Genomic DNA, 23,315 nt, shown 5'->3' with positions numbered 1-23,315 from the left:
AATGTAGATAAAAAACTTACCGAAGTCAAGCATACGCAGATTATTTTATCTATAAATGTAGATAAAAGATAGTATCCGGTCGTTTAAAATGCCCGAAAATTTTTAAAGATCAACCAGCTCCTGCCTGAAAAAATCCTTTGCTACCTGTAATTTCCGCAGTGTTTCCTTTTTCTTCCACTGGTGGGCGTACATGCGGTTGAGGATATCACCGAGCATCTGCACCGCAGCGACGATAAATGGCCCCTTATTCAGCATGACACATTCCGCCCGGTTGCTCATGGCCGCATCCGTGATCTCCGCCCGGGAAGCCGTTCCCCGTTTGGCCAGCGATTCCAGCACCTGGGTCGCCCAGATAATGGGCACATGGGCTGCTTCGCAGATCCAGAGGATCTGTTCCTGAACTTCGGAGATCCTCTCCCAGCCTACCTCTATGGCGAGATCTCCCCGCGCCAGCATGACTCCGAGACTGGCGTGCTGCATGCCGGCCAGCAAGAGGTTTGGCAGGTTTTTAAAAGCCGTACGGTTCTCGATCTTGAGCACCAGACCGATGTCTTCCCGGCCGAGACTGATCAGGTGACGACGCAGGGTATGTACATCTTCCGGGTGACGAACGAAAGAATATCCGACAATATCGGCGTGGGCCGCAACGAAAGGCAGGGCAGCCAGATCGTCATCCGTCAGGGAAGGCAGATTCAGGTGCGTACCGGGAAGATTAATGCCTTTTTCCGCCCGCAGGCGGCCACCTTTAATGCCGGCGTGGGTGATTTTCAGCAGGGCGTAATCCTCATGCAGAGAGTGTACTACGGCACCGATCTTACCATCGTCAAACCAGATGGCATCTCCTATCCCCAGATCGTCAAAGATGGCCGGCAGTGAAAGTGCGATCCGTGCGGGCTGCAGCAGATTACCCTGATCATCGTAGACCGCATCCATGCCCATCAGTGGTGTCCGGTAGAGTCGGAGCGGATCACCGATATGCAGACTGAGATAGTCTACCGGTTTTTTGTTTTTCTTTTTCTTCTTCTTTTGGATCACTGCCACCGGCCCGGTCCGGATCTTGGGACCGGCCAGGTCCATGTAGATCTTACAGGATTTGTTGAGTCTCGCGGCCGTGGTCCTTACCAGATCGATGATGGCCAGCCACACTTCCTCATCATCGTGCCCGCAGTTGATCCGGGCCACCGTCATGCCTTCGTTGAGTAAGCGTTCCACCAGTTCTGCGTGTTCCGCTGCGTCCGACGGCATGGTGACCATGATATGGGGAGTATGCTTGGAGGTTTGTCCGAATAAGCTAACGGCATTGCGCTGCAGTCGATCCCAGCTGCTGAAAACCGTCGTCCGGTGCTGGTAATTGAGCTTTTCGCCGTAGTATTTTTCGCCCACCAGTAAATGCAGCAGGTGTAGGATGTTGTCCAGATTGGTCAGGGTATACCGCTCGGAGGTGCCGATAGAGGAGATCCCCAGATTGGATAATTCCGGCTGGATATTCCGCAAATTAAAAGTGCGCAGGGCAAGATAACGCACCAGATTACTGGCGCTGTGTCGGTGGTTCTCGTTGAGGTCTCCAAGCCTTTCGGTCACCGCGATTTCCTTTTCGATAATGTCTTTTCTCACCCGGAGTAATTTACGGATGAGTGCCCGGACGTTTTGTTCCTGTGTCATGTGCAGCATCTTTTGGTCATGCCAATTCCAAAGCCCACTCCTACCGTGCTAACCCGATAGCTCTACAATATTATTCATAAAAGGACTGGGATGTTATGATAATCATCACCCGGTCGCACTTTTTTAGCATTTGGCAAAACAATAATCAAAAAAGAGTGTTTATTTTACAAAAAATAGTATTACTATTACAAGCAAATGCAAAACATACCAACATGAGCGAGACAGAGTTCACCTATAAATTCAACACATTATCCCATTACCTGCGGTCATTTGCTTACAAATTAACCCGTGACAGTCATTTGGCCGAAGACCTGTTTCAGGATACTGCGCTCCGGGCGTTCAACAATCAGGATAAGTTTGTGAAAAGCACGAACATGAAAGCCTGGCTGAGCACCATTATGAAAAATACCTTTATCAACAATTTTCGGCGCAAGCAGCGGTGGAGCAAAGTCATCATACAGACGGACGAGAATTATCTGATGGAGAACGAGAGTAAGGCCGTCTGGAACAAAGGCGAGGAAAAAGTAAGCGGAGAAGCCCTCGAGCAACTGGTAAACGATCTCGATGAGGGCATGCGGGTACCATTTTTGATGATGCTCCAGGGGTTTAAATACCACGAGATCGCCGACCGGATGGAACTACCACTCGGCACGATCAAGAGCCGGATATTCATGGCCCGCAGGCAGTTGAAGGAACAGATCAAAAAATTATACCGGGAATCGGCCAGCACCGAAATGGCCGCCTGATTTCTTTATGCCTAAACTGATTGTCAATGAAGCCTCTACTAGTGCACCTGACCATCAATCCTAATCTTTACAACAAGAATCCCCAAAAAACCGATCTCGGTAAAAGGATAATTGAACAGAGTGTGCTATTGATTGATGAGATCGGCCTGGAACAGTTTACGTTCAGAAAACTGGCGGAGGTGATCGGCTCAACGGAGGCTTCTATTTATCGCTATTTTGAAAACAAACACCAGTTATTCGTCTACCTCCTGAACTGGTACTGGGAATGGATGATCATCCGTATCGATCTGAATACCCTGAACATTAAAAGTCCCGTCGAACGGCTCACCGTTGCCCTGAGCGTGATCGTAGATACAGCCCAAAGAAATACCACCATTCATTTTGTCGACGAGGAAGTGCTGCACCGGATCGTGGTTACCGAAGGTGCGAAGGGCTATCACCACAAACTGGTGGATGAAGAAAACCAGGAAGGTTTCTTTTTACCCTATAAAAATCTCTGCAGCCGCATTGCCGATCTGATCACCGAGATCAATCCCAAATTTCCTTACCCCAGGGCCCTGGCTTCTACCCTGGTGGAGACGGCCAACAACAATCTGTATTTTGCCCGGCATCTGCCCCGCCTCACCGATCTCGACGGTCAGGACGAACAACTCCCCAAAGAGGTAAAAACCATGCTGGAGTTCTTCACTTTCGGTTTGTTGCACAGCAGTCGGATCACGAATATGGCGACCATTAAAAATATGGTCCAGCGATCCGAGAATTGAGCCGGCGCTAATTTCTTTTCAGAACGCGGCCGTCAAATGCTATCTCAGTCACCTTCCCCTCCGGCGACAGGTCAAAACTCACAAAGCTCTCCCATCTCCAATCTTCCTGCCATTGGGCCAGAAACGTATCGTAGTGCCAGTGCTTGAGCACCGCGTTCATATCTTTACTGATGGATAACTCCAGATGATCGTCCCGAAACACGACTTCTACCTGTCCGTAATAGGGGTCCTTGTACGTACCGGCATAGGCCGCCAGACTGCGGCTGGGGGAAGTATCCGGCATTTTGGCCGACATCCGTTTTTCCCGCTGCGTCCTGGAAGTCAACTCCAGATCATCGTACAGGGCTTTCAACTCCGTACTCCAGTCCCGACTTCGATCATTAAATGCAAACAGATCAAATACCTTATACATCAGGGCGTGACGAAGTTCCGCGTGATCGAGATTGCCCAGTAGATACACCCCTACCCTCTCTTCCGGGATGAAGCCCAGGATAGCGGTGGTACCCGGCAGGCTCCCCGTATGAAAATTCAGTTTTTTACCCCGGTAATCGTGCTGGAACCAGCCCAGTCCGTAGGTCGTCCAGTTCGGTTTTGTCAGGCGGGTGGTTGGGTAAAACTGCGCGCTGGGAACAATGGTCTGCGGTTTCAGCAATTCCTGATAGGTTTGCGGTTTCAGCAGTTGTTGTCTGCCGACACGTGCGCTGTCGAGCATAAATTTAGTCCAGACGGCCATATCCGCAACCGAGGACCAAACCGCACCGGCCGGGGCGATCGCATCCGCATCGGAATCGGGTATGGTCCGGATCTTACCGTTCTGTTTATAATGAGGCGTTGAGCGGTTGGCTTCCCCTTTTGATTCTTCCTGGTTGGGATAGGTATCGTACATATTAAGCGGATCGAAGATGCGCTCCTGCACAAAAAATTCCCAGGACTTACCGCTCAGTCTTTCGATCAGTTCACCGGCCGCCAGGTACATGATATTCTGGTAAGTATACCCACCCCGGAAAGGGTAGGCAGGTTTCGAAAAACGCATCCGTTGCAGGATCTCTTCGGAGGTAAGGTCGCTGTCGAACCACAAAAAGTCCGCATTTCCCAGACCGGCATTGTGGGTGAACAGATCGCGCACCCGAAGTTCGCGGGTAATGTAGGGATCGTACAACTGAAATTCCGGCCAGTGGTCCACTACCCGATCGTCCCATTTTACTTTGCCTTCGTCTACCAACATGCCCATTGCGGCGGCAGTCATCGCCTTGGTAGTGGAGGCAATCCCGAATATGGTTTCAGCATCCACCGGATCGTCAGCGTCCTGGTTCCTTTTCCCGTAACCTTTTGCCAGGATGATCTCACCGTCCTTAACCACGGCAATCGCCAGCCCGGGGACTTTCCAGTCCTGTTGGGTCTTGCGAATATACTGATCCAGGTATTGAATTTCTTCGGAATAATCCTGAGCGGAAAGTAAACCGGCAGGGCTGATCAAAGCCGCCGGCAGAAGCAGGAGAAAAATGTATCTCAACATGATGAATGACTTATTACACCGCAAACGCTCCCTGCCCCTCTATCACTAGCTCATCGGAAGCCGGAAGTTTCGGTGCCGGCCAACGGCAGCACCCCGCTTCGGAAACAGGCCTCGATTACTGTGCATTTATATTTAATAGCGACAAAATGATCCCGATCTAAAAGTCGGTATCCCTAATTTTTCCATTTTCCGGGAGCGGGCTCTTCCGCTCCCGCGAATCGCTCCAGCCAGGACAAAAATTCCCTGCGGGGAATGCTTCTGGCTCCCAGGCTGGCCAGATGACGGGTTTCCTGCTGACAATCCACCAGTACGAATCCACGTTCTTCCAGCCATTTTACCAGACTGATAAAGCCGAATTTGGAGGCATTGCTCACCTGGGTAAACATAGACTCTCCGAAAAATATTTTTCCGATAGCCAGTCCGTAAAGACCACCTACCAGTTGTTCTTCTTCCCACACTTCGACGGAATGGGCGTATCCCTGTTCGTGCAAAGTGGTGTAGGCCGTAATCATATCTTTGGTGATCCAGCTACCGATAGCCCGCCGGCGGCGGTCGGATTCGGAAGCACGCACCTGGCAGGCCTTGATCACCCGATCAAAGGCCTGATCGAAAGTCACTTTAAATTTCTGCTGATTAAAATACGGGCGCATGCTTTTGGCAATGCGCAATTCGGACGGATAAAGCACGAACCGGGGGTCAGGTGACCACCAGAGAATGGGTTCCCCCGGATTGAACCAGGGGAATATTCCATTTCTATATGCCTTTAAAAGTCGCTCTGTGGACAAGTCACCACCTACGGCCAAAATACCTTCGGCCGTAGCGAGGTGGGGGGGAGGAAAAAGGATCTCGTCATCCGGAAGCAAATAAACGGGCATCGATACTACCGCTAATCTTCAGCATTCGACAGCTGCAGATACTTTTCGAGTGCCATGGTCATGGACGGCGTTTCGGGCGCCGGTGCCTTGATATTGATCGTCAGTCCCCGCTCTTCTACCGCGCGGCAGGTGCTGTTTCCGAAAACAGCCATCCGCGTTTCGTCCTGAGAAAAATCAGGAAAGTTTTCATACAGCGATTTAATACCCAGAGGACTGAAAAATACCAATACGTCGTACTTCACATCACTGAGGTCCGACAGGTCACTGCTCACCGTGCGGTACATCATCGCGTCTTTCCACTTGAAATTATTGCTGTCCAGAAACTGCTGTACAGCCTGTGCACCCAGGTTGGAGCACGGTAAAAGGAAAGTCTCGTTATTGCGATGTTTCTTCAGGGCTGTTGCCAGGTCCTGGATGGTACGTTTGCCCGCAAACACTTTGCGTTTCCGGTAAACGATGAACTTCTGAAGGTAGTTTGCGATGGCTTCCGTCAGACAGAAATATTTAGTTTCCTGTGACATTTTAATGCGCATCTCTTCGCAGACGCGGAAAAAATGATCGACTGAATTCTTACTCGTGAAGATCACGGCCGAAAATTCATCGGGCTTTACTTTTTGTTTGCGAAACTCCTTCGCGATCACCCCTTCAACGTGGATAAAAGGACGCCAGTCGATCTGTAGGCCGTACTTTTTTTCCAATTCGTAATAAGGAGAACGTTCTGGTTTTGGCTGGGACACCAAGATGGTTTTTACCTTCTTATACGTTTCCACTTGAGCTTTGCTATTTGCTGTCATCCATTCAGAATTTTATAATGCTCTTAGGGTTATAACTGTTTCATAATCAGTTTAACCACCACTGCCACCGGGGCAATTTCCGCGGTGCAAATATACAACAAAAAGTGAAAAATGTGCAATGGGATAAATCTGCTCCCGATTAACAAGCCACGAACCGATCGTACCAAATAGACCAATCCGATGAAGCCGGCAATCACCCACAGTATGGGTCTGAGCAGGTTTTCGGCGGCCAATCCCAGGGCTACATTGCCCAAAAACAGGGCAATACCGATAAAAATACCGAAAACCATAATCGTGAAACTATACACATTTATCTCTTTCTGCACCGGAAAAACACGCCCGATGAAAAACAACAATAAATGTTTGAATACAAAGATGCCTACTATACTTCCGATACATAACAGGAGCAGGGTCCAGTTTCCGTAAGCGACCGGGAGCTCATAAAATCTCCGGATCAGCAGAAAAAGGAAGATGCCCGCATTGATCATGAAAGTCAGATAAAGAACGATGTAGGGGAATTGCTGCCCCTGCTGATATTCCCGATGCGCCTGGGACAACAAATTGTCGTTCCCGATCGAACTCAGCACTTTCTGGAAATAGGGCCTGAACAAAGTCACCAGAATGGCCAGCAATAAAAAACTGAATAACATCAGGCCGAGAATAAATCCTTCCAGCGGCTCCGGCGCGGTCAGTACATCCGGGCCTCCCAGGTCCAGTTGTGGGCTTTCACCCGCCGCCAGGGTATCCGCACTGTCCGGGGCAATGATATCGAAAGGATTGCCCGTTGGTACATCCGCTGCCGCCGGTCCGGTACTCTCCGGCATCTGCCCCAATCGGGGTTTGATGTCGAAGGGGTTGCCTTCTCCCTGGGCCCGTAGCCCGCCACCCGTAGCTAGTACGACTGCGGCGGTTAACACAAAAAAAGTAAGAAAAGATGTAAGTCTTCGGGAGACCTTCAGCATGGAGTTAGCTTTTGTATCCAACTGGTAAATGCAAAGTTACGCAGTAGTTGACGATTATGATTAAATTACCCGAAATATTTTATCGTCCTCTCCTTTTCAGCGCTTCTTTCTTCGTTGTAACAAACCCGCGATGAATAAAAATACTGCCGAGATCGGATCCGCCTGGAAACCCAGATTGCTGTTGTCCAGCAGCATGATGGCCAGCTGATTCCCAAAGGGATTGTCATTGATCAGGTACGTCCAGGTAGATGCCGGCTTTTGCACTCCGAGCGTCCGCAGGTCCAGTTCAGGATCCTCGATCAGCAGGGCCGCTTTCCGGACCAGGTCCGTATCGATCCGTTCGCAGAGCTCCCGGAACCAGCGGTCGGACTGCCGCTGGTATTCCCGCAGCGGTTTTTGCCCCCCGAAACGCACCAGATAGATCCCCTCCTTCAGTTGCTGTAATTGATCCAGGTGATCCGACCAGTACCGATCGTACAGTCCCAGCGCCAGCCTTCTCAATCCATCCAGCAAAGTGTTCTCAGGAGGTTCGGTCCCTTCCCATCCGATACGCTCCAGTAAGCAGTTATCGTCCAGGAGGATCTCCCGGCGTTCGCTCTGGATGATCAGGCGTTGTTTTTCCACCAGTTCGGAATAGTGGAGCAGATTGCGGCGCATATCGTAGGTCTGCCCTTCGATCACCCGCTGGATGTGGTCGATGAACTTCAGGACTTTGGGTTCCGTGATCGGTTCCGGTCCGCTGAGCTGACGATATTTTTTCGGGAGCGCTTCCTGCAGGCGATACTTTACCATCAGCTCATCCTGTAAACTGATAAAAAAACGCGTCTGGCCCGGATCACCCTGCCGGCCGGCCCGGCCCCGCAACTGCCGGTCGATCCGGCTGCTTTCGTGCCGATTGGTGCCCAGAATGTACAGGCCGCCCAGTGAGATCACCTGTTCCCGCTCCGCCTGGTCCCCGCCGCCGAGCGTAATATCCGTACCCCGGCCCGCCATATTCGTAGATATGGTTACCTGACCGGGCCGGGCCGCCCGGGCCACAATCGCGGCTTCCCGGGCGTCCTCCTTGGCATTGAGTACTTCGCACTTGACCCCGGCTGCGCTCAGCAGATTAGCCAGTTGCTCAGATTCTTTTACGTTGAGGGTGCCGATCAGAATGGGCTGCCCCCGGTGGTGTACCCGTTTTACTTCCTCCACAATGGCGCGGTTTTTCGCCGCAAGATCGGCAAAGACCAGATCGGGCTCGTCCTGGCGACGGTCCGGCAAATGTGGCGGTACAATGACGGTCCGGAGTTTGTAGAAATTTTCGAACTCTTCCGCTGCCGCGCGGGCCGTAGCCGTCATTCCGGCCAGTTTGGGGTAGGTATAGAGGAAATGCTGCAGCGAAATAGCATTCAGAATAGTGCCTTCCGAACGAACCGGCAGACCTTCTTTGGCTTCTACGGCGGTTTGTAGTCCATTCCGCCATTTTCGATCGGGAACTACCCGCCCCGTGAACTCGTCCACCTGCAGGATCGCGCCGTTCTTGACCACATAGTCGATATCCCGCTTCAGGAGCATGCGGGCGTGCAGCGCGAGATTAAGGGCAGTCAGCAGGGCATGGTGCTCATCCGCCATCAGGTTTTCGACCTCCAGTTGCATTTCCAGCTTCCGGATGCCGGATTCGGTCAGAAAGATATTCCGGGCATAATCGTTTAGTTCGAAATCCGCTCCCTGTTCGAGGCCAGCCGCCAGATCAGCCATCGCTTTCGCATCCACTTCGGTAGGATCCATCCGACCGGCCAGTACCAGCGGATTCCTGGCTTCATCGATCATCAGTGCATCGGCTTCATCCACGATAGCAAAGAAGAAAGGGCGCTGGACCAGTTCTTCCGGTGCGTAAGCCATGGCCGAGTACAGATAATCAAAGCCCGCTTCCTTAGCCGTAGCGTAGGTGATGTCCGCCCGGTAGGCGTGTCGTTTTTCGTCTAGTGGCATTCCCTGCTGGATACAGTCCGAACTAAGACCGAGCCGGGTAAAGAGCGGACGACTCCAATCGGCGTCCCGCCGGGCCAGATAATCGTTGAAGGTCAGGATGTGTACTCCTTTTCCCAACAGGCCGTTCAGGAAGGCCGGGAACAGCGCCGTCAGCGTTTTTCCCTCGCCCGTCTGCATCTCCAACATATTACCGTGGTGCAGCGCAATGGCCGCGATCAGTTGTTCGTCGTAAGCCAGCAGCCCGAATTGCCGGAAACAGGCTTCCTTCACCAGTCCGTATGCGTCCGGCAGCAATAGCGCCAGATCCTGGTGATCGGTTGCTGCGGCCCGCAAACCGGCCGCAGCGGTTTGTAATTCATGATCGGGAACCTGATGATAGTATTGAAAATATTGATCGATCTGAGGTAGTAATACCCTGTATTGCCCGAACTCTTCCTCGATCGGAGATTTTTTTATTTTTTTGAAAGCAGACATGGATCCACAGTTGATGGCAGCACAGACCGGCCGGAGTTGCGGCAATGCTGGCTGCCGGTTAATGAAAGTATTCCGTTGGAGGTGAACTACAATTCCTGTGGATCAGGTAGAGAAGTATGGTGGAAAGTTAATCGATCTATCGGTAGCGGCCGGGCGTGCAGGTAGTGTCGGTGACTATCCTGAATGAGCAAGGTAACCGCATGCTGGTAGTGCCGCAGCCGCCAGGCGGATACCGCAGACCGGCCAGGCGCTACGTTCCCCCGCAACGGAAAAATGCCGACCGGGGAAAGTAGCGGCAGGTCATAGCTTATGGAAGAAAGGTCGGCCGGCTGGTCCAACAATTCCGGAACCTCATCGTACACCACGGTCGTTACCGGTGTTGCTGCTTCGGCAGCAACGGCCAACAGGCTACTCAGGAGCAAAAACCAAAGCGCCTGATTGGACCGGGACCGGAATGGAGATTCGGAAGATCGCTTCATAAACAGTTCCGGATCAAATGTTATACCATTTTCGTTATATCGCCCTATCTGGCAGAGCGAAAGTGGGCGTTTTGCCAAACTGGCAGACCGCCGGCCGGGCAAATTCCGCTTAAAGACTGTTTGAAAACCTCTCACTGGGTGGAGGAACCCCATTTTATCTCCAGGGCGATGCCCTTATCCATGTAAGCGGCGTAGCTGCGATAATATTTGTAGATCAGTAACGGGGTTTACATCGAAGGGCGTAGCCCTGGCCATGTATTGATCTGGAATGTCCGTTTTCCTATTCTATTTAACCCGACGCAACATAAAATGCTAAAGTCGAGCTTAGCTCTTTTTATTCGCTTTAGCCAGGTAGATACCGATCGGTAAAAAAGTAACCAGCAGGAAAACCGGCATGAACCACCAACCCAGACCGGACGCTTCCTGATTCACCACCGCGACGGTACGCCAGCTGATGTAAAAGAAGGCGAGAATAATACCGGCACAGAGTGCACTCATCATATTCAAAGCCAGTGTATACTGCCGCTCCGCATTTTCTTCGGTAATCGGAACGGGATAGTTGAAGGTGTGCGGGCGTTTGGATATAAAATTAAAGAACAGGTACATACCAATTGCCAGAAGGGGCAGGATCATCATGATGTATTTACTGCCATAGGCATCCGGCTCTCCCGCACCGTTGAAGTGGCGTGGCACCGGATCGGGCAAGCCCGGCCATTTGAGTAGAAAGAAGATAACGAATCCGATCAGTCCGACCAGGGCCAGACTGTTCATTAACTGTTGGAGAGAACTTTTCGGAGGTAAGATTTTAGGCTGATTCTTGTTCATTGGTGCTTATTTACAAACTTAAAATGTCTTTGAATTTTGCGGCCTGCCGGCGGGAAACTTCCACTTCTTCCCCACCCCGCAGGCGGATCCGGAGTTTTCCGTTAAACCAGGTATCGATGTGTTCTATCCACTGCAGATTGATCATCTGCTGCCGGTTGGCCCGGAAGAACAACTGGGGATCCAGTCGCGATTCCAGTTGGTTCAGGGACCGCTGGATCAGCGGACGGTTGTCCTCAAAGTAAAGCCGGGTATAATTGCCCACCACTTCCATGAGGCGAACCTCACTGAGCCGGACCAGCCAGCAGGACTCGCCGTCCCGCACAAATACCTGGCTGTGCGCCTGCATCAGGCCCCGTTCCGGATGATCCTGTTGGTTCCATCTTTCCAGCAGGCGTTCGACGGTAGCCGCCAGGCGCTCCGGCCTAATTGGCTTCAACAGATAGTCCAGGGTATTGTACTCGAATGATTTGACGGCATACTCATCAAAAGCCGTGGTAAAAACCACCATCGGACTGGTTTCCAGCATTTCCAGCAGGTCGAAGCCGTTCTTTCCCGGCAACTGAATGTCCAGAAAAAGCAGATCGGGCTCCAGGGATTCGATCAGTTGCCGGGCTTCTTCCGCGTGGGAAGCCTCCCCGACCACCTCGATCTCGGCGTGTTTTTCCAGCAGATTCCTCAGTTCCTGCCGGGCTAAGCGCGAATCCTCAACAATTATGCTCGTCATCGTATACCATCGTTTTTCGATCAGATCATTTCTTCAATCGGAAAGAGCACGGAAGCGGTCACCCAGCCGTTGCGTTCCTCGATCCGGAAATCCGCCTTGTCGTCGAACAACAGGCGCAAGCGTTCCCTGATGTTTTGTAGTCCCACTCCCGAAGGGGCTTCCAGTCGCTCCTGCGCCTGCAGATAACCGGTGTTTTTAACCACCAGCCGAATGAGTTGACCGACCCGTTCGGCGTAGATCATGACCTTCCCGCCATCCGGAGACAGCGCCACCCCGTGTTTGATGGCATTCTCCACCAACAGCTGGATCACCATTGGCGGCACCAGCACTTCGGAGAGGGTCCGGTCGTAATCGATCTGGGCAAACAGGCGCTTTTCGTACTGGATGGAGACCAGCTCCAGATAACTCCGGACGATATCCATTTCCCGATCTAACGGCACCAGTTGCTGGTTGTTGCTGGAAAAATTATACCGCAGCAATTCCGACAAATGGGTCAGCATTTCCCGCGAACGCGACTGGTCTTCCAGGATCAGCGCCCGGATATTATTCAGTGCGTTGAACATGAAATGGGGGTTGATCTGTGCTTTCAAAGCCCCCAATTGCGCCTCTTTGGCGATAGCTTTCAGACGCCATTTTTCCACCTCCGCCTGGGAAAACTTGGTGAAATAATGGTAGGCGAAGTAACTGCTCACCCAAATGAGGATGATCATCTGACCGCTGACGAATACGCCCAGAAAATACTGCAGAAAAGGCGCCCGCGGTATTCCAAGCCAGGCCCCGAACAGGCTCGCCGCCAGAGCAAAAGATACGGCCCAAAGGGTGGAAATCACCGGCACGCTGAACAAAACGGGGATCACCAGGCCGCGGGGAGACCGGTTTCTCCAGCCCCAGCGGTGGATCAGCTTTCGGTAGAGCAAAGTGGTCAGGCACCCCAGGCTCATGGCCAATATGCTGGCCATCACCAGGCCCGGATAGGGCTGGAGCAGTTGATTGATCACAATATTGAGGAAAGTCGCCAGCGACCAGCCCCCAATTTGAGCCATCCAGAAGTGCCTTTGTTTTTTTTGCATCATTTTGTTCTGCTTGCCGGATCCTTTTCCGTAGGTCCGCTTATTCTACCTGCTCCCTGATCCAGTCCGTCATCAGGTCCAGCGCTTCGGGAGCGAAGGTTTCCTCTAATTGTCCGTATTCGCTGGAGCGCCCCGTTTCCGAGTGTTGGAACAGGTGATTCAAACCGGGAAGTACCCGGGTGGTGAACTGCTTATTGCCACCGGCTTTCAGGGCTTTTTCGATCATCGGTATATTCTGCTCCGCGTCCACCTGCAGGTCTTTGCTGCCATTGATGGCCAATACCGGGCAGCTTACTTTTTTCAGTGTCGGTTGTGGATCGTAGCTGAGGAAGTAACGGAACCAGGGCCCCGACAGGGTCTCAACCTGTTGTTTCGCCAGCTTGTCGAGATCCCCTAAGCCGGATTTTTCCTGCTCGGACAGGCGATCAAGTTCTTTTTTCACGTATTCCACCAGTTCCTTCTTGGTGCGCTCCAGATCTTTGGTTTTACGGATATCCTCGTACATCTTCATGCTCGCTTTTCGCGTCCGTTCGATCTCTTCCTCGGAAGCGCCCTCCGCCCGGGCAATGAGCTGTTGCTGCAGGAGCAGGATCTCCGTACCGTTCACACCCGGGCCGGCCATCATGACGATAAAATCAACATCCGGATTATCCGCAGCAACGATGGGTGCGATCAGGCCACCTTCGCTGTGTCCGACCAGACCGATATGCTGCCGGTCGATCTCAGTCCGTTTTTGGAGAAATGATATGCCCGCCCGCACGTCGGAGGCAAAATCCTGGGAAGTCGCAGCCTTAAAATCTCCGGTCGATCCGGCCACACCCCGGTCATCGAACCGCAGTACGGCGATGCCGGTCCGGGTAAAATGATCGGCGATCACCAGGAAAGGCTTGTGCCCTAATAATTCCTCATTGCGATCCTGCGGGCCGGAGCCGCTGATCAGGATAACGGCGGGGAAAGGACCGTCTCCGACGGGCAGGCTGAGCGTGCCGGCCAGCGTAACACCTTCTGCTTCGGCATTATCGTACGTCACTTCTTCTTCCCGGTAAGGTAGCGGCCCTTCCGGCTCCTGCGGGCGCTTGATCACGGGCTTTTCCTGGGCTTCTCGTCCCAACTCGAGTGGGATCACCGCTCCTCCCTGCTGAAAATTCCCGGTGATCCGGCTTCCGGCTGCATCCAATTCTCCCTTGTAGGAGATCCCCAGCTTGGGTAAATTGATCTCGACTTCCTGATCCGTAAGGGACACTTTTTCCACAGGAATACCACTGGCTCCCTGATCCGGGGAGTCCATCGTGGCGGTATAATTACCATCCGCTTCCTCGATGTGGAAAACCAGGCGCAGCTTCATTCCGCTGAAATCCAGCGTACCGTGCCAGTCACCTGCCAGCGTTTGCCCTTGCATACTACAAACTAACAATATTCCAAAAGTGAATAAAACTGATTTGCGCATCTTTTTTTCGGGAAAAGTAGCCCATTTGACTATTTAGCGCCAAAAAAATATGACGAACGGTTCTGGGCAGTGATGGGCGGGATTTTAAATATATTCACAGACCACAATAAGCATTTCTAACTATTAACGCAAATTGCGTTGTAGTGTATAGTTGATGTTACGTAAACAGTCAACATAAAGTCAGCCTCACGACGCTGGCCGGAGTTTGCAACTGGCGTATTTTTTTGTCATTCAGAGATGAGACCTAAGCAATTTTAAAAGCTCCGGATCATCCGGTTTCAGGCTTTTTTCAATCAATATTTCACCCTCGGCACTGATCAGCATATACTGTGACCAGGCGGGGTTATTATATCCTTTATTTAACTTTTTGTCCCATCCGGGATTGGAGATCAGGTTAATACCCTGCACCTGGTGTTTTTTTAATACGGTTTTCCATTTTTCTTCCGGCGTATCCATGCAAATTTTCACCAGTTCAAAACGCTCCCCCTTCAGCGCTTCCAATAATTCGTTTTCAAAAGGAAATTGCTTAAAACACGGAGGACAACTCGTCGACCAGAAATTCAGCAATACTAAATTTCCTTCCAGACTTTTAGAATCAATAAATTCAGCTTCAGTGTTTTTTAAATAGAAGTAAGGCGCCTTTTCTCCGGCCATTTCTATGGTGTTAAACCGTTGATCTACATAATTCCTATTCTTTGGACTTATGGATGCTAAAATGCTTGCTTTTAATGTTTCGGGATAATCGTAGCCGGATTTACTAATGTTACTGAGCAGTTTGGCGTTAAAAAGATCCCGGACCCTTTCGCTCTTTAACTCACTACTGTTTTGATGCAGCTGCAAATACAGCTCCGCCGGTCCATTTAATTTATCTCTGTCGATCGATTCGGATAAATAAATATCCAACAGCCCGAGATGAAAATTATTCATCATGACCATCGTGTCTTCTATGGATATGGTCTCGATCCTATTTTCGACTGTTTGTGAAGATCCACTCTCTACCCCCAAATACTCCTGATAGCCGGCAAGGCCCAATGCGTAGACTACGGAAGCGGTTTTAATATTTTTTGATTCGTACTCCACGAACCAATCCGGCAGTTGTAAAGCAGCTCTTGATTTTGACAACAGATCCAAAAAGCTACTTTCCAAAGCATCAAACTTATCGATCACCTTTTCAAATGTTGAGGACGAAGCCAGGCTACTGTAATAAAACCTGATGTCGTGATTGTCGACTAATGATGATTTTTGATCGTAGTATAGATTGATGTTACCAGCTTGTTGATCGGAAAATTTTGCGCTTAATCCATTGTCGACTATAGCATATTCAATAGCATATGCTTTATTGGGTAGTAGGAAGATCTCATCTCTGTATCCGTTTACGGTAACCTCAACCAGCAGCGGTTTTTCCAGAAGCAATGATTTCGTGACCTTCCCGGGGTGAGCCGCCGGCTCTATGATCGTATCCAGTTTGTAACCTCTTTCAATGTGTTGCCATAGACTGAGCGACAAATCGACGGTATCTATATCCGGAAAGGATAACTCGATAGTCGTCTCTTGCGGATTAAAGAAATAATCCAGTTTTTCCGGAAAAGAGGTAGGTTTTTCCTGGCAGGACGTGATCAGCAATACCAGGCTTAGCAGAGAAAGCGAATTTTTCATAATGGTAATTCCGTTTCAAGATTTCACACGCATTGAATGCTGGCTAATTCGAGGCTTTTATGTCATAAAGCCGCTCTCGTAGTTTTTTTTGCTTTGTTAATAGACGCGGTACTGATTGCTGAGTACATACAGCCAAAGTAAGTTAGGCATTTTATTTGGCTTATTCCCCCGCTGGCGGTCATGTTGCTGGCGTTGATGCAGCCGCTCGTAGTGAAGATAAACTAACGGCAGCGGAGTCGTGTTAAAAAATACGGGAGACGTATACTGCAATAAGAATTTCCAACTATTCTAAAGAAGATGCCCCAGTCTCATTGAACATTTAAAAGCTTTATCCCTATTTTCGCCCCATCACCAATCCCACTTCCGTGTACAAGTCGATCATCAAACCCATATTCTTCCTCTTCCCGGCCGAACGGGCCCACCATCTCACCCTTTTTTTATTGAAAATGGTGCTGGGCATTCCCCTGGTGGGCAATATGTTCCGCATGGCTTTTTCGCTTAAGGATACCCGACTGGAAAGGGAGGTATTCGGCCTGAAATTTCCCAATCCGGTAGGTTTGGCGGCCGGCTTCGACAAGGACGGAAAACATTTTCGCGCCATGTCGGCCCTGGGTTTCGGTTTTATTGAAGTCGGTACGGTAACACCCAAGGGTCAGGACGGCAATCCCCTACCTCGACTTTTCCGCTTGCCGGCGGATGAAGCGCTCATCAACCGGATGGGATTCAACAATGAAGGCGTAGACGCGCTGGTCAGCCGGTTAAAGCAGGGCGGCAAACCGCAGGGACTGATCATCGGCGGAAATATCGGTAAGAATAAAGTGACGCCCAACGAGGAAGCTACCAACGATTACGTGATCTGCTTTGAAGCGCTGTTCCCTTATGTGGATTATTTTGTAGTCAATGTCAGTTCGCCCAATACGCCCAATCTGCGGGCACTTCAGGACAAGGAACCGCTCACTCAACTGCTGAGCGTTCTACAGGAAAAGAACCGGGCCAAAACTGCCCCCAAACCTATTTTACTGAAAATTGCGCCCGACCTCACCGACAGCCAGCTCGATGACATTATCGAGATTGTAGAAAATACCGGTATCGACGGCGTGATCGCCACCAATACGACCATCAGCCGCGCCGATCTGGATACGGACCAGAATACGGTAGAGACTATTGGAGCCGGCGGCCTGAGCGGCCAGCCGGTTAAGGATCGCTCCACGGAAGTTATTCGCTACCTGCACCAAAAATCCGGCGGCAAGATCACCATTATCGGGGTTGGAGGGATCGCCAGCGGTGCGGACGCCCTGGAAAAGTTAGAAGCCGGAGCCAGTCTGGTCCAGGTTTACAGCGGTCTGATCTATGAAGGCCCCGCACTGGTCAAGAACATTAACAAAGCCATCCTCAACCAAACCTGACACCTCACACCTGTCCCCTGACACCTCACACCTAAAATCCTGACACCTGGCACCTCCTACCAATTCCGCTCCTTCAAATAAGCATCAAGCTCCGCGCGGGTCATCGGCAATTTATCGGGATTCGCATCCAGCCAGCCCAGAAAATCGGTCTTGATCGCTTCCGTCCAGCGGGTGTCGATCTCTCCGGGCGTATATTTTCCCTCTTTCAGGCGCATGATCCCGAATTCGTCCCGCAGCATAATGAACTCCGCATTGATCACCACCTCTTCCACCAGGTGCGCGGGGATAAAGATGACTCCTTCCTTTTTGGCCAGCACGACATCTCCCGGGAAAACGGTAGCCGTTCCGATCCGGATCGGGGTATTGATGCCGGTCACCATACTCTCCCGCAGGAAACTCGGATCCCAGCCCTTGACCCAGGCGTTGAAGCCATCGATCCGCTCCAGTCCTTCCAGGTCCCGCGAACTGGCATTGAAAACCACCCCTTTACCGGATTTGGCGTAGATGGCGTTGCCGAGATTGTCGCCGATCAGGGTTCCGTCCACGATCTTGCCGTAGCCGTCCGCTACGTAGATATCGCCTTTTTGCAGCATATCGATCGGCCAGGAATTCATGGCGCCGACCTGCCCTTCGGCGTGGCCTTTTTCCAGCATGCGCTGCGAGAAATCCGGCCGGTTGGGCATGTACTGCACCGTCAGGGCCCGGCCGACCATTACCTGATCGGGATGCAGGATCTCCCATTCTCCGGCAAACTGGTTGTGGAAACCTTTATTGCGCAGCGTGCCCCAGGCTTCTTCGATAGAGACTTTTTCCATACGCTGCAAAAGGTTATCCGGCACTTTCGGGCGGCCGTCGTCAAAGCGCTCACCGCTGTATTCCTGGGTATAGAATTCCATGGTTTTCCGGTCGGGAACCTGGGCCTGTAAAGTATAAAAGGCGAAGATCGTTATGAGTAGTGGTAAGTATTTCATGGTTGGAGGTTTGGAAGTTGGAACTTTAGAAGTTATTAATTGGGATATTGTGTTTTTGGATTTGCGGTTAACTACTGGTGATCATTTCGGGGGTATCCGTCCCTTCTTCCGCGTCGACCTGTCCGCGCCACCACATGGCCAGAGAAGAACCGGTAATGTTCATCATGGGACCGAATACCGCGGGAGCCAGTCCGACCGTCGCGATCTTACCCATCTCCACGGCAATACCCGACGCCAGGCCACCGTTTTGCATCCCCACTTCCAGCGCGATGGTCCGGCAGTCCCGCTCGTCCATTTTCAATAAGCGACAGGCCCAGTACCCCAGGAAGTAACCGGCGGAATTGTGGATCAGACAGGCCACGATCAGCAGACCGCCAACCTGCAGCAGACTGTCCCGCCCGTTGGCGGTGATGATCGTGATGATAATCCCGATACCCGCCATGGAAACGATCGGCATAGCTTTATCCAGCCAGGCAAATTTGCCGTGAAAAAAGTGATTGAATACCAGTCCGAGAATGATCGGAATGATCACGATCTTGATGATGCTCCACATCATGGCCCAGAAATCAATGGGAACGAGTTGCCCCGCGAGGCTTTCCATCAGGAAGGGAGTCATCAGCGGTGCCATTAAGGTAGCAACGGCGGTGAGCGTAACGGATAAGGCCAGATTCCCGCGCGACAGGTAGGACATCACGTTGGAGGCCAGTCCACTGGGCGAAGACCCCACCAGGATGATACCGGCAGCGATCTCGGGAGGAAAACCAAAACTGGTAGCAATGGCGAAGCCGACAAAAGGCATGATGGTAAACTGACACGCCATACCGACGAAAACGCCCTTCGGCATCTGGATAACGCCTTTGAAATCTTTGAGGCTGATGGCCGTTCCCATCCCGAACATAATGATCTGTAGCAGAGGTACGATCAGGGATTTAGTTTCAAAATCGCCCCAGCGAACAAAGGGATCCGGGATGATCATGGCTACTCCGACCGCAGCGATGATCATCAGGCTGTAGTAGATCTTTTTGAACATGTTTGTAAAAGTTAGTTTTTTCGTTTTGTGGCAAAAAGATACCATCTTTTTCGGAATGATATTCTTTTAAGACCCTGAATCTCCTTTTATTGAGTTTAATTTCAGCAATTTCAAAAAATTAAAATAGGCATAATGGCCGGGCCGCTCCCGAAAGCGCTGATCCGGCCATTCGTTAAAATCACACCAAAAAATGAGAACCGCAACATGTGCTTTACTGGGTCTGTTGCTCCTCGGAGCCTGTACCCCCGAAGAAGCGACGAATCTGATCGAAGTACCTCAGTGGTCGACCTATGAGATCACGCTTGATGCTACCTCCGATTATTCCAATCCGTATACTGAGGTAGAACTCACGGCTACCTTTACCAACGATGCCGGTGAGCAACTCACCCGGCCCGGATTCTGGGACGGCGGCAATACCTGGAAGATCCGCTTTGCACCACCGGATGATCATTCGGTATGGAGTTGGAGTACCACTGCTTCCAATCCCGATGATGCCGGGCTGCACCAGCAGACAGGAAAGATCAAAGCCACAGAGCAACCGGGAGAACATCCACTGCTGGCCCACGGTTTACTGCACATGTCGGAGGGAAAACGCAACGTAGTCCATCAGGACGGAACCCCATTTCTCGTAGTGGGCGACACGCCCTGGGCCATCCCCTTCCGGGCCACGGCCGAACAGGTCCAGACCTATGCCGCCGACCGGCAGCAAAAAGGATTTAATGCGGCACTGCTCATGAGTGTACAGCCGGACATGAAGGCCGAAGGCCCCAACGCCCGTAATACCGATCAGGGATTTGCCCGGGGATTTGCCGACCTGTCGGACGGTCACCTCAACGAGCTGCAACCCGAATACTACCAGTATCTGGACACCCTCATCGAGATCCTTATTGACCATGAGATCGTACCGGTTTACCAGCCGGTTTTCCACGGTTTTGGCTGGAAGGGCCTGGATGTACTGGGCAATTACGTCAATCCCGACGAATATGTGCGCTACTGCCGGTACCTGTTGGCCCGCTACGGTAGCCGGCCGGCATTCTGGCTGCTCGCCGGAGATAACGGCGGCCGCGATCCCGGCGTGAGAGAAAGCGGGATCATGATGGAAAAAGAAGACTGCTACCAACAGCCGACGGGGCTGCACTACAACCCCTGTGACGATTACGTTGCCCCCTGGGCCGTCGATAACCCCATCAAACACTGCGAGCACTATAACAAGGAATGGCAGGCCGAAGACTGGCTGGATTTCCAATGGGCGCAAACCGGCCACAGTGACGACCACCTCTACCACAAGGTGGAGAGAATGTACTACAACAAACCGACCAAAGCCGTTGCCAACGGCGAACCTACTTACGAAGGCATGAACGACGGCCAGAACGGCCTCGGCTGGTGGCAGGGAGAGGAAGCCTGGATGCAGCTGATGTCCGGAGGTACCATGGGCGTGGTGTACGGTGCAGCAGCCTTATGGCAATGGAAGATCACCGCCGACGAAGCCGGCTGGACCGCCTGGGCCAGTCAGAATAAGTCCTGGCGAGAAGCCATGGCGATGGAAGGTTCCCGCTACGTGGGCTACGTCAGCAAGGTATTCGAAGGTATGGACTTTACCGATATGCAGAAACGGCCGGACCTGACGGGCGACAAACACCCGCTGCTTGCCGTGGAGGGAAAATTCTACGTCAGCTACCTGCCGAAAGGTGGTACCATTGAGATCAAAGATGTCCCCGGAGATCTGACCTACCGCTGGTTCAATCCCAAAACCGGTGCGTTTGGGGAAAAATTCCCGGTGGACGGGAACAGCTTTACTGCTCCGAGAAACGATCCCTGGGTATTGGTGATCGGTTAGTGCAGTATGCTCAAGGAACATTATTCATGCGAATCAGGGATTAAATTCAGCGAAAATGTGTCGGCAGGCACAAAATGGAGGTAGCAAAATGATCTTTTCCCGGCTTAGCCTGCTGTAGGTACACCGTGTAAAACCATATTGCGTACCTACAGCACGCTGAACCTATCGGATCATTGGACGGTCTACCTATATTTCGTCCTTACAGGACTTTTAACTCCTGATTCACATTAGTCATATTAAATCTTCACGACTCTTATGATAATGCGTTTTTCTATCGTGAGTTGCGGGTTAGCCAACCCGCAACTCACAACAAATTGATATACAGTAAAAGATCAAAATGCATTCGTTTATTCGGGATGATGCATTTCTTTTTTGGTGCGCTTCTGATAGGTCCGCTATTTCAGCGTAACCGCTTTCGTAGCCTGTACCTGCCCTCGCGCCGCGGCCGGCAACTGCCACTGATTATCGAATAAACCGCCGGCCAGGACCTTATCCTTACTGAAGATCACGTAATCATCAAATTTTTTCAGCGCAAACACCATGGCCGGAGAGGAGAAGCGCGTGAGCCCATCGATCGCTTTTTCCGAATCGGGTGCCTCCATAATGGATAGGCCGGAATTCACCAGTACGTAATGTCCATTATGGGGATAGATATAAGCTATTCCTGTAGTGGCCGGATCTCCGGAAAATTGTAGGGGCAGTTCCCCCTGCAGATTGGCGATAACCGTATTGGTAGCAGCATCCCCGAAAAGCACCAGGTTGGCACTTTCCAGATCGGAAGGACGTACCTGCTTATCGCTCAGTACTCGCGGGAAGACCATGACACGCCCCAGGAATTCCCCACGGTAATAAGCCCAGTTCGCCGCCTTTTCGGCCTGCTCGCGTCTTTGGGCCAGTTCCGCCTCCGAAGGTTCGCCGGCAGTACCGTAAACGTAGACATGGCGGTCGGATAGCACTTCCGACATGGGACCTTCGGCTCCTTTTTTCTTCATCAGTCCGTCCGTTTCCAGGTCTTTTTGTACCGCCCACAAACTACCGTTGCGTACGAAACTTAAAGGCGCTCCCACATCCGCCCGTACCGACTGGCCGTCGATCCGCAGGCTTACCGCTTTGCCGCCGACGTATTTAGGGTGACCAGTCAGGTGCAGAGAAAAAGCCTTGAGTTTATCGGTGGTGATCTCCACCTGGTTTTCTTTGACCATTTTGGCGTCGATGGAAGCAGGCAGCCCCGGAGTAAATTGATCAAAACGAACCCAGTAGGCACCATCGTGCCGAAACCGGTCGGTTACGTAACGCACCCGATCCGGGAAAGGATTGCGCTCATACTGACTGAACCAGTCAAAAATGGCCTGATCCGCATAGGCGTTCTCCCAGCTGTTGTGCTGAACGCCCGGAAATTCATCGTAGCCGACAGAAACACTTTCTTTCTTGAAGCGATCTACCCAGGCGCGGACGGTTTCCGGACGCACTACCGGATCGGCGCCTCCCTGGAAAATATGGACCGGAAAATTGATCGCATTGGGGGCCAAAATATCTGTTCCCCCCGGAGGAGCCGGACAAACCGGAGCGATAGCCGCCCACATATCCGGATAGCTCAATCCGATCCAGAGCGTACCGCCACCACCCATCGACAGGCCGGTCAGGTACATGCGGTTCTCATCAATAAGAAATCGATTTTTTACATCGGCCACTACATCCAGCACATCCTTTTCGGCAATCCCCTGGTAGCCCATCGTACCCCGCGCCAGCGGAGCCGCCACGATATATTCCTCCGGTTGCCAGTCCTGAAAATAGCGGCTGGCTTCCACATCCGTTTCGCCCGGCGTATTGCTTTTGCCGAAAACCCGTTTCAGAGCCAGGCGATGGTTGGATCCCGCCCCGTGCAGCATCAGCACGAACGGATACGCCCGGGAAGCGTCGTAATTCTCGGGGAGATACAGACCATAGGGCTGTTCGGTATCGTCCACACTGGAATGAAAGGTCAGCACCTGCGGGCCGGACGCCAGGCCCTGCGCAAAAGCGGCAAATCCGCCGGAAAGGATCAGGCAGAGCATAAGCATCCACCCCCGACAACTTGTAAGTATCTTGCTCATTGATGATTTT

19 protein-coding genes are annotated in these 23,315 nt (G+C 51.8%); 4 read left to right on the top strand and 15 right to left on the bottom strand.

What is annotated here, in order from left to right; translation table 11 throughout:
• Positions 1 to 102: 102 nt before the first annotated feature.
• Positions 103 to 1,662 carry a pyruvate kinase gene (locus tag CRP01_RS16245; protein ID WP_170110399.1) on the bottom strand — a complete coding sequence of 520 codons (1,560 nt, stop codon included), beginning with the start codon at positions 1,660 to 1,662 and terminating at the stop codon, positions 103 to 105.
• A gap of 212 nt (positions 1,663 to 1,874) precedes the next feature.
• On the opposite strand from CRP01_RS16245, the gene CRP01_RS16240 reads away from it, so the two are divergent.
• A complete protein-coding gene (locus CRP01_RS16240; protein WP_170110398.1) occupies positions 1,875 to 2,408 on the top strand; it encodes an RNA polymerase sigma factor in 534 nt (177 codons plus the stop codon).
• Between the two features lie 26 nt (positions 2,409 to 2,434).
• The gene (locus CRP01_RS16235) at positions 2,435 to 3,172 is read left to right on the top strand and encodes a TetR/AcrR family transcriptional regulator (RefSeq protein ID WP_099151121.1); all 738 of its coding nucleotides are present in this window, start codon (positions 2,435 to 2,437) and stop codon (positions 3,170 to 3,172) included.
• Positions 3,173 to 3,179: 7 nt separating this feature from the next.
• On the opposite strand, the gene CRP01_RS16230 is transcribed toward CRP01_RS16235, so the two are convergent.
• The 11 genes from CRP01_RS16230 to CRP01_RS16180 all read right to left on the bottom strand — a co-directional run bounded on the left by CRP01_RS16230 (position 3,180) and on the right by CRP01_RS16180 (position 15,968).
• The gene (locus CRP01_RS16230) at positions 3,180 to 4,688 is read right to left on the bottom strand and encodes a serine hydrolase (protein ID WP_099151120.1); all 1,509 of its coding nucleotides are present in this window, start codon (positions 4,686 to 4,688) and stop codon (positions 3,180 to 3,182) included.
• A 173-nt stretch (positions 4,689 to 4,861) separates the two neighbouring features.
• Positions 4,862 to 5,563 carry a leucyl/phenylalanyl-tRNA--protein transferase gene (gene aat, locus CRP01_RS16225; protein ID WP_099151119.1) on the bottom strand — a complete coding sequence of 234 codons (702 nt, stop codon included), beginning with the start codon at positions 5,561 to 5,563 and terminating at the stop codon, positions 4,862 to 4,864.
• Positions 5,564 to 5,574: 11 nt separating this feature from the next.
• Complete coding sequence (locus tag CRP01_RS16220; RefSeq protein WP_099151118.1) at positions 5,575 to 6,357, bottom strand: uroporphyrinogen-III synthase; 783 nt, start codon at positions 6,355 to 6,357, stop codon at positions 5,575 to 5,577.
• 29 nt (positions 6,358 to 6,386) lie between these two features.
• The gene (locus tag CRP01_RS16215) at positions 6,387 to 7,319 is read right to left on the bottom strand and encodes a DUF4271 domain-containing protein (RefSeq protein ID WP_099151117.1); all 933 of its coding nucleotides are present in this window, start codon (positions 7,317 to 7,319) and stop codon (positions 6,387 to 6,389) included.
• 96 nt (positions 7,320 to 7,415) lie between these two features.
• On the bottom strand, positions 7,416 to 9,767 hold the full coding sequence (gene secA2, locus CRP01_RS16210) for an accessory Sec system translocase SecA2 (RefSeq protein WP_099151116.1): 2,352 nt from the start codon (positions 9,765 to 9,767) through the stop codon (positions 7,416 to 7,418).
• 86 nt (positions 9,768 to 9,853) lie between these two features.
• The gene (locus tag CRP01_RS16205) at positions 9,854 to 10,246 is read right to left on the bottom strand and encodes a hypothetical protein (protein ID WP_099151115.1); all 393 of its coding nucleotides are present in this window, start codon (positions 10,244 to 10,246) and stop codon (positions 9,854 to 9,856) included.
• A gap of 324 nt (positions 10,247 to 10,570) precedes the next feature.
• A complete protein-coding gene (locus CRP01_RS16200; RefSeq protein WP_099151114.1) occupies positions 10,571 to 11,071 on the bottom strand; it encodes a DUF1648 domain-containing protein in 501 nt (166 codons plus the stop codon).
• Positions 11,072 to 11,081: 10 nt separating this feature from the next.
• Entirely contained in the window at positions 11,082 to 11,795 is a 714-nt protein-coding gene (locus CRP01_RS16195) for a LytR/AlgR family response regulator transcription factor (protein WP_099151113.1), read from the bottom strand.
• 20 nt (positions 11,796 to 11,815) lie between these two features.
• Positions 11,816 to 12,838 (bottom strand): sensor histidine kinase, encoded by a 1,023-nt coding sequence (locus CRP01_RS16190; RefSeq protein WP_170110397.1) that lies wholly within the window; start codon positions 12,836 to 12,838, stop codon positions 11,816 to 11,818.
• A 67-nt stretch (positions 12,839 to 12,905) separates the two neighbouring features.
• Positions 12,906 to 14,264 (bottom strand): alpha/beta hydrolase family protein, encoded by a 1,359-nt coding sequence (locus CRP01_RS16185; protein WP_099151111.1) that lies wholly within the window; start codon positions 14,262 to 14,264, stop codon positions 12,906 to 12,908.
• 279 nt (positions 14,265 to 14,543) lie between these two features.
• Positions 14,544 to 15,968: a TlpA family protein disulfide reductase gene (locus CRP01_RS16180; RefSeq protein WP_099151110.1), complete on the bottom strand. Its 1,425-nt coding sequence runs from the start codon at positions 15,966 to 15,968 to the stop codon at positions 14,544 to 14,546.
• 365 nt (positions 15,969 to 16,333) lie between these two features.
• On the opposite strand from CRP01_RS16180, the gene CRP01_RS16175 reads away from it, so the two are divergent.
• A complete protein-coding gene (locus CRP01_RS16175) occupies positions 16,334 to 17,374 on the top strand; it encodes a quinone-dependent dihydroorotate dehydrogenase (protein WP_099151109.1) in 1,041 nt (346 codons plus the stop codon).
• A 56-nt stretch (positions 17,375 to 17,430) separates the two neighbouring features.
• Here CRP01_RS16175 and CRP01_RS16170 read toward each other — a convergent pair whose 3' ends face one another.
• Together CRP01_RS16170 and CRP01_RS16165 are read right to left on the bottom strand one after the other, a co-directional pair.
• A complete protein-coding gene (locus CRP01_RS16170; protein ID WP_099151108.1) occupies positions 17,431 to 18,345 on the bottom strand; it encodes an RraA family protein in 915 nt (304 codons plus the stop codon).
• A 67-nt stretch (positions 18,346 to 18,412) separates the two neighbouring features.
• Positions 18,413 to 19,375: a bile acid:sodium symporter family protein gene (locus CRP01_RS16165; RefSeq protein ID WP_222845749.1), complete on the bottom strand. Its 963-nt coding sequence runs from the start codon at positions 19,373 to 19,375 to the stop codon at positions 18,413 to 18,415.
• 190 nt (positions 19,376 to 19,565) lie between these two features.
• Here CRP01_RS16165 and CRP01_RS16160 point away from each other — a divergent pair, with 190 nt between their 5' ends.
• Positions 19,566 to 21,212, top strand: coding sequence for an apiosidase-like domain-containing protein (locus tag CRP01_RS16160; protein ID WP_099151106.1), 1,647 nt, complete (start codon positions 19,566 to 19,568; stop codon positions 21,210 to 21,212).
• 395 nt (positions 21,213 to 21,607) lie between these two features.
• Here the strand turns inward: CRP01_RS16160 and CRP01_RS16155 are convergent, their stop codons facing one another.
• A complete protein-coding gene (locus tag CRP01_RS16155) occupies positions 21,608 to 23,305 on the bottom strand; it encodes a carboxylesterase family protein (RefSeq protein WP_222845748.1) in 1,698 nt (565 codons plus the stop codon).
• Positions 23,306 to 23,315: the final 10 nt, after the last annotated feature.

This window comes from Flavilitoribacter nigricans DSM 23189 = NBRC 102662 (assembly GCF_002646595.1).
In the GTDB taxonomy this organism is placed as follows: Bacteria; Bacteroidota; Bacteroidia; order Chitinophagales; family Saprospiraceae; genus Flavilitoribacter; species Flavilitoribacter nigricans.
This window is presented reverse-complemented; position numbering and strand designations above follow the sequence as displayed.

Coding starts and splice junctions, on each gene's coding strand:
- CRP01_RS16245 (WP_170110399.1), bottom strand. CDS start 1,662: ATGACACAGGAACAAAACGTCCGGGCACTCATCCGTAAATTACTCCGG.
- CRP01_RS16240 (WP_170110398.1), top strand. CDS start 1,875: ATGAGCGAGACAGAGTTCACCTATAAATTCAACACATTATCCCATTAC.
- CRP01_RS16235 (WP_099151121.1), top strand. CDS start 2,435: ATGAAGCCTCTACTAGTGCACCTGACCATCAATCCTAATCTTTACAAC.
- CRP01_RS16230 (WP_099151120.1), bottom strand. CDS start 4,688: ATGTTGAGATACATTTTTCTCCTGCTTCTGCCGGCGGCTTTGATCAGC.
- aat (WP_099151119.1), bottom strand. CDS start 5,563: ATGCCCGTTTATTTGCTTCCGGATGACGAGATCCTTTTTCCTCCCCCC.
- CRP01_RS16220 (WP_099151118.1), bottom strand. CDS start 6,357: ATGACAGCAAATAGCAAAGCTCAAGTGGAAACGTATAAGAAGGTAAAA.
- CRP01_RS16215 (WP_099151117.1), bottom strand. CDS start 7,319: ATGCTGAAGGTCTCCCGAAGACTTACATCTTTTCTTACTTTTTTTGTG.
- secA2 (WP_099151116.1), bottom strand. CDS start 9,767: ATGTCTGCTTTCAAAAAAATAAAAAAATCTCCGATCGAGGAAGAGTTC.
- CRP01_RS16205 (WP_099151115.1), bottom strand. CDS start 10,246: ATGAAGCGATCTTCCGAATCTCCATTCCGGTCCCGGTCCAATCAGGCG.
- CRP01_RS16200 (WP_099151114.1), bottom strand. CDS start 11,071: ATGAACAAGAATCAGCCTAAAATCTTACCTCCGAAAAGTTCTCTCCAA.
- CRP01_RS16195 (WP_099151113.1), bottom strand. CDS start 11,795: ATGACGAGCATAATTGTTGAGGATTCGCGCTTAGCCCGGCAGGAACTG.
- CRP01_RS16190 (WP_170110397.1), bottom strand. CDS start 12,838: ATGGCTCAAATTGGGGGCTGGTCGCTGGCGACTTTCCTCAATATTGTG.
- CRP01_RS16185 (WP_099151111.1), bottom strand. CDS start 14,264: ATGCAAGGGCAAACGCTGGCAGGTGACTGGCACGGTACGCTGGATTTC.
- CRP01_RS16180 (WP_099151110.1), bottom strand. CDS start 15,968: ATGAAAAATTCGCTTTCTCTGCTAAGCCTGGTATTGCTGATCACGTCC.
- CRP01_RS16170 (WP_099151108.1), bottom strand. CDS start 18,345: ATGAAATACTTACCACTACTCATAACGATCTTCGCCTTTTATACTTTA.
- CRP01_RS16165 (WP_222845749.1), bottom strand. CDS start 19,375: ATGTTCAAAAAGATCTACTACAGCCTGATGATCATCGCTGCGGTCGGA.
- CRP01_RS16160 (WP_099151106.1), top strand. CDS start 19,566: ATGAGAACCGCAACATGTGCTTTACTGGGTCTGTTGCTCCTCGGAGCC.
- CRP01_RS16155 (WP_222845748.1), bottom strand. CDS start 23,305: ATGAGCAAGATACTTACAAGTTGTCGGGGGTGGATGCTTATGCTCTGC.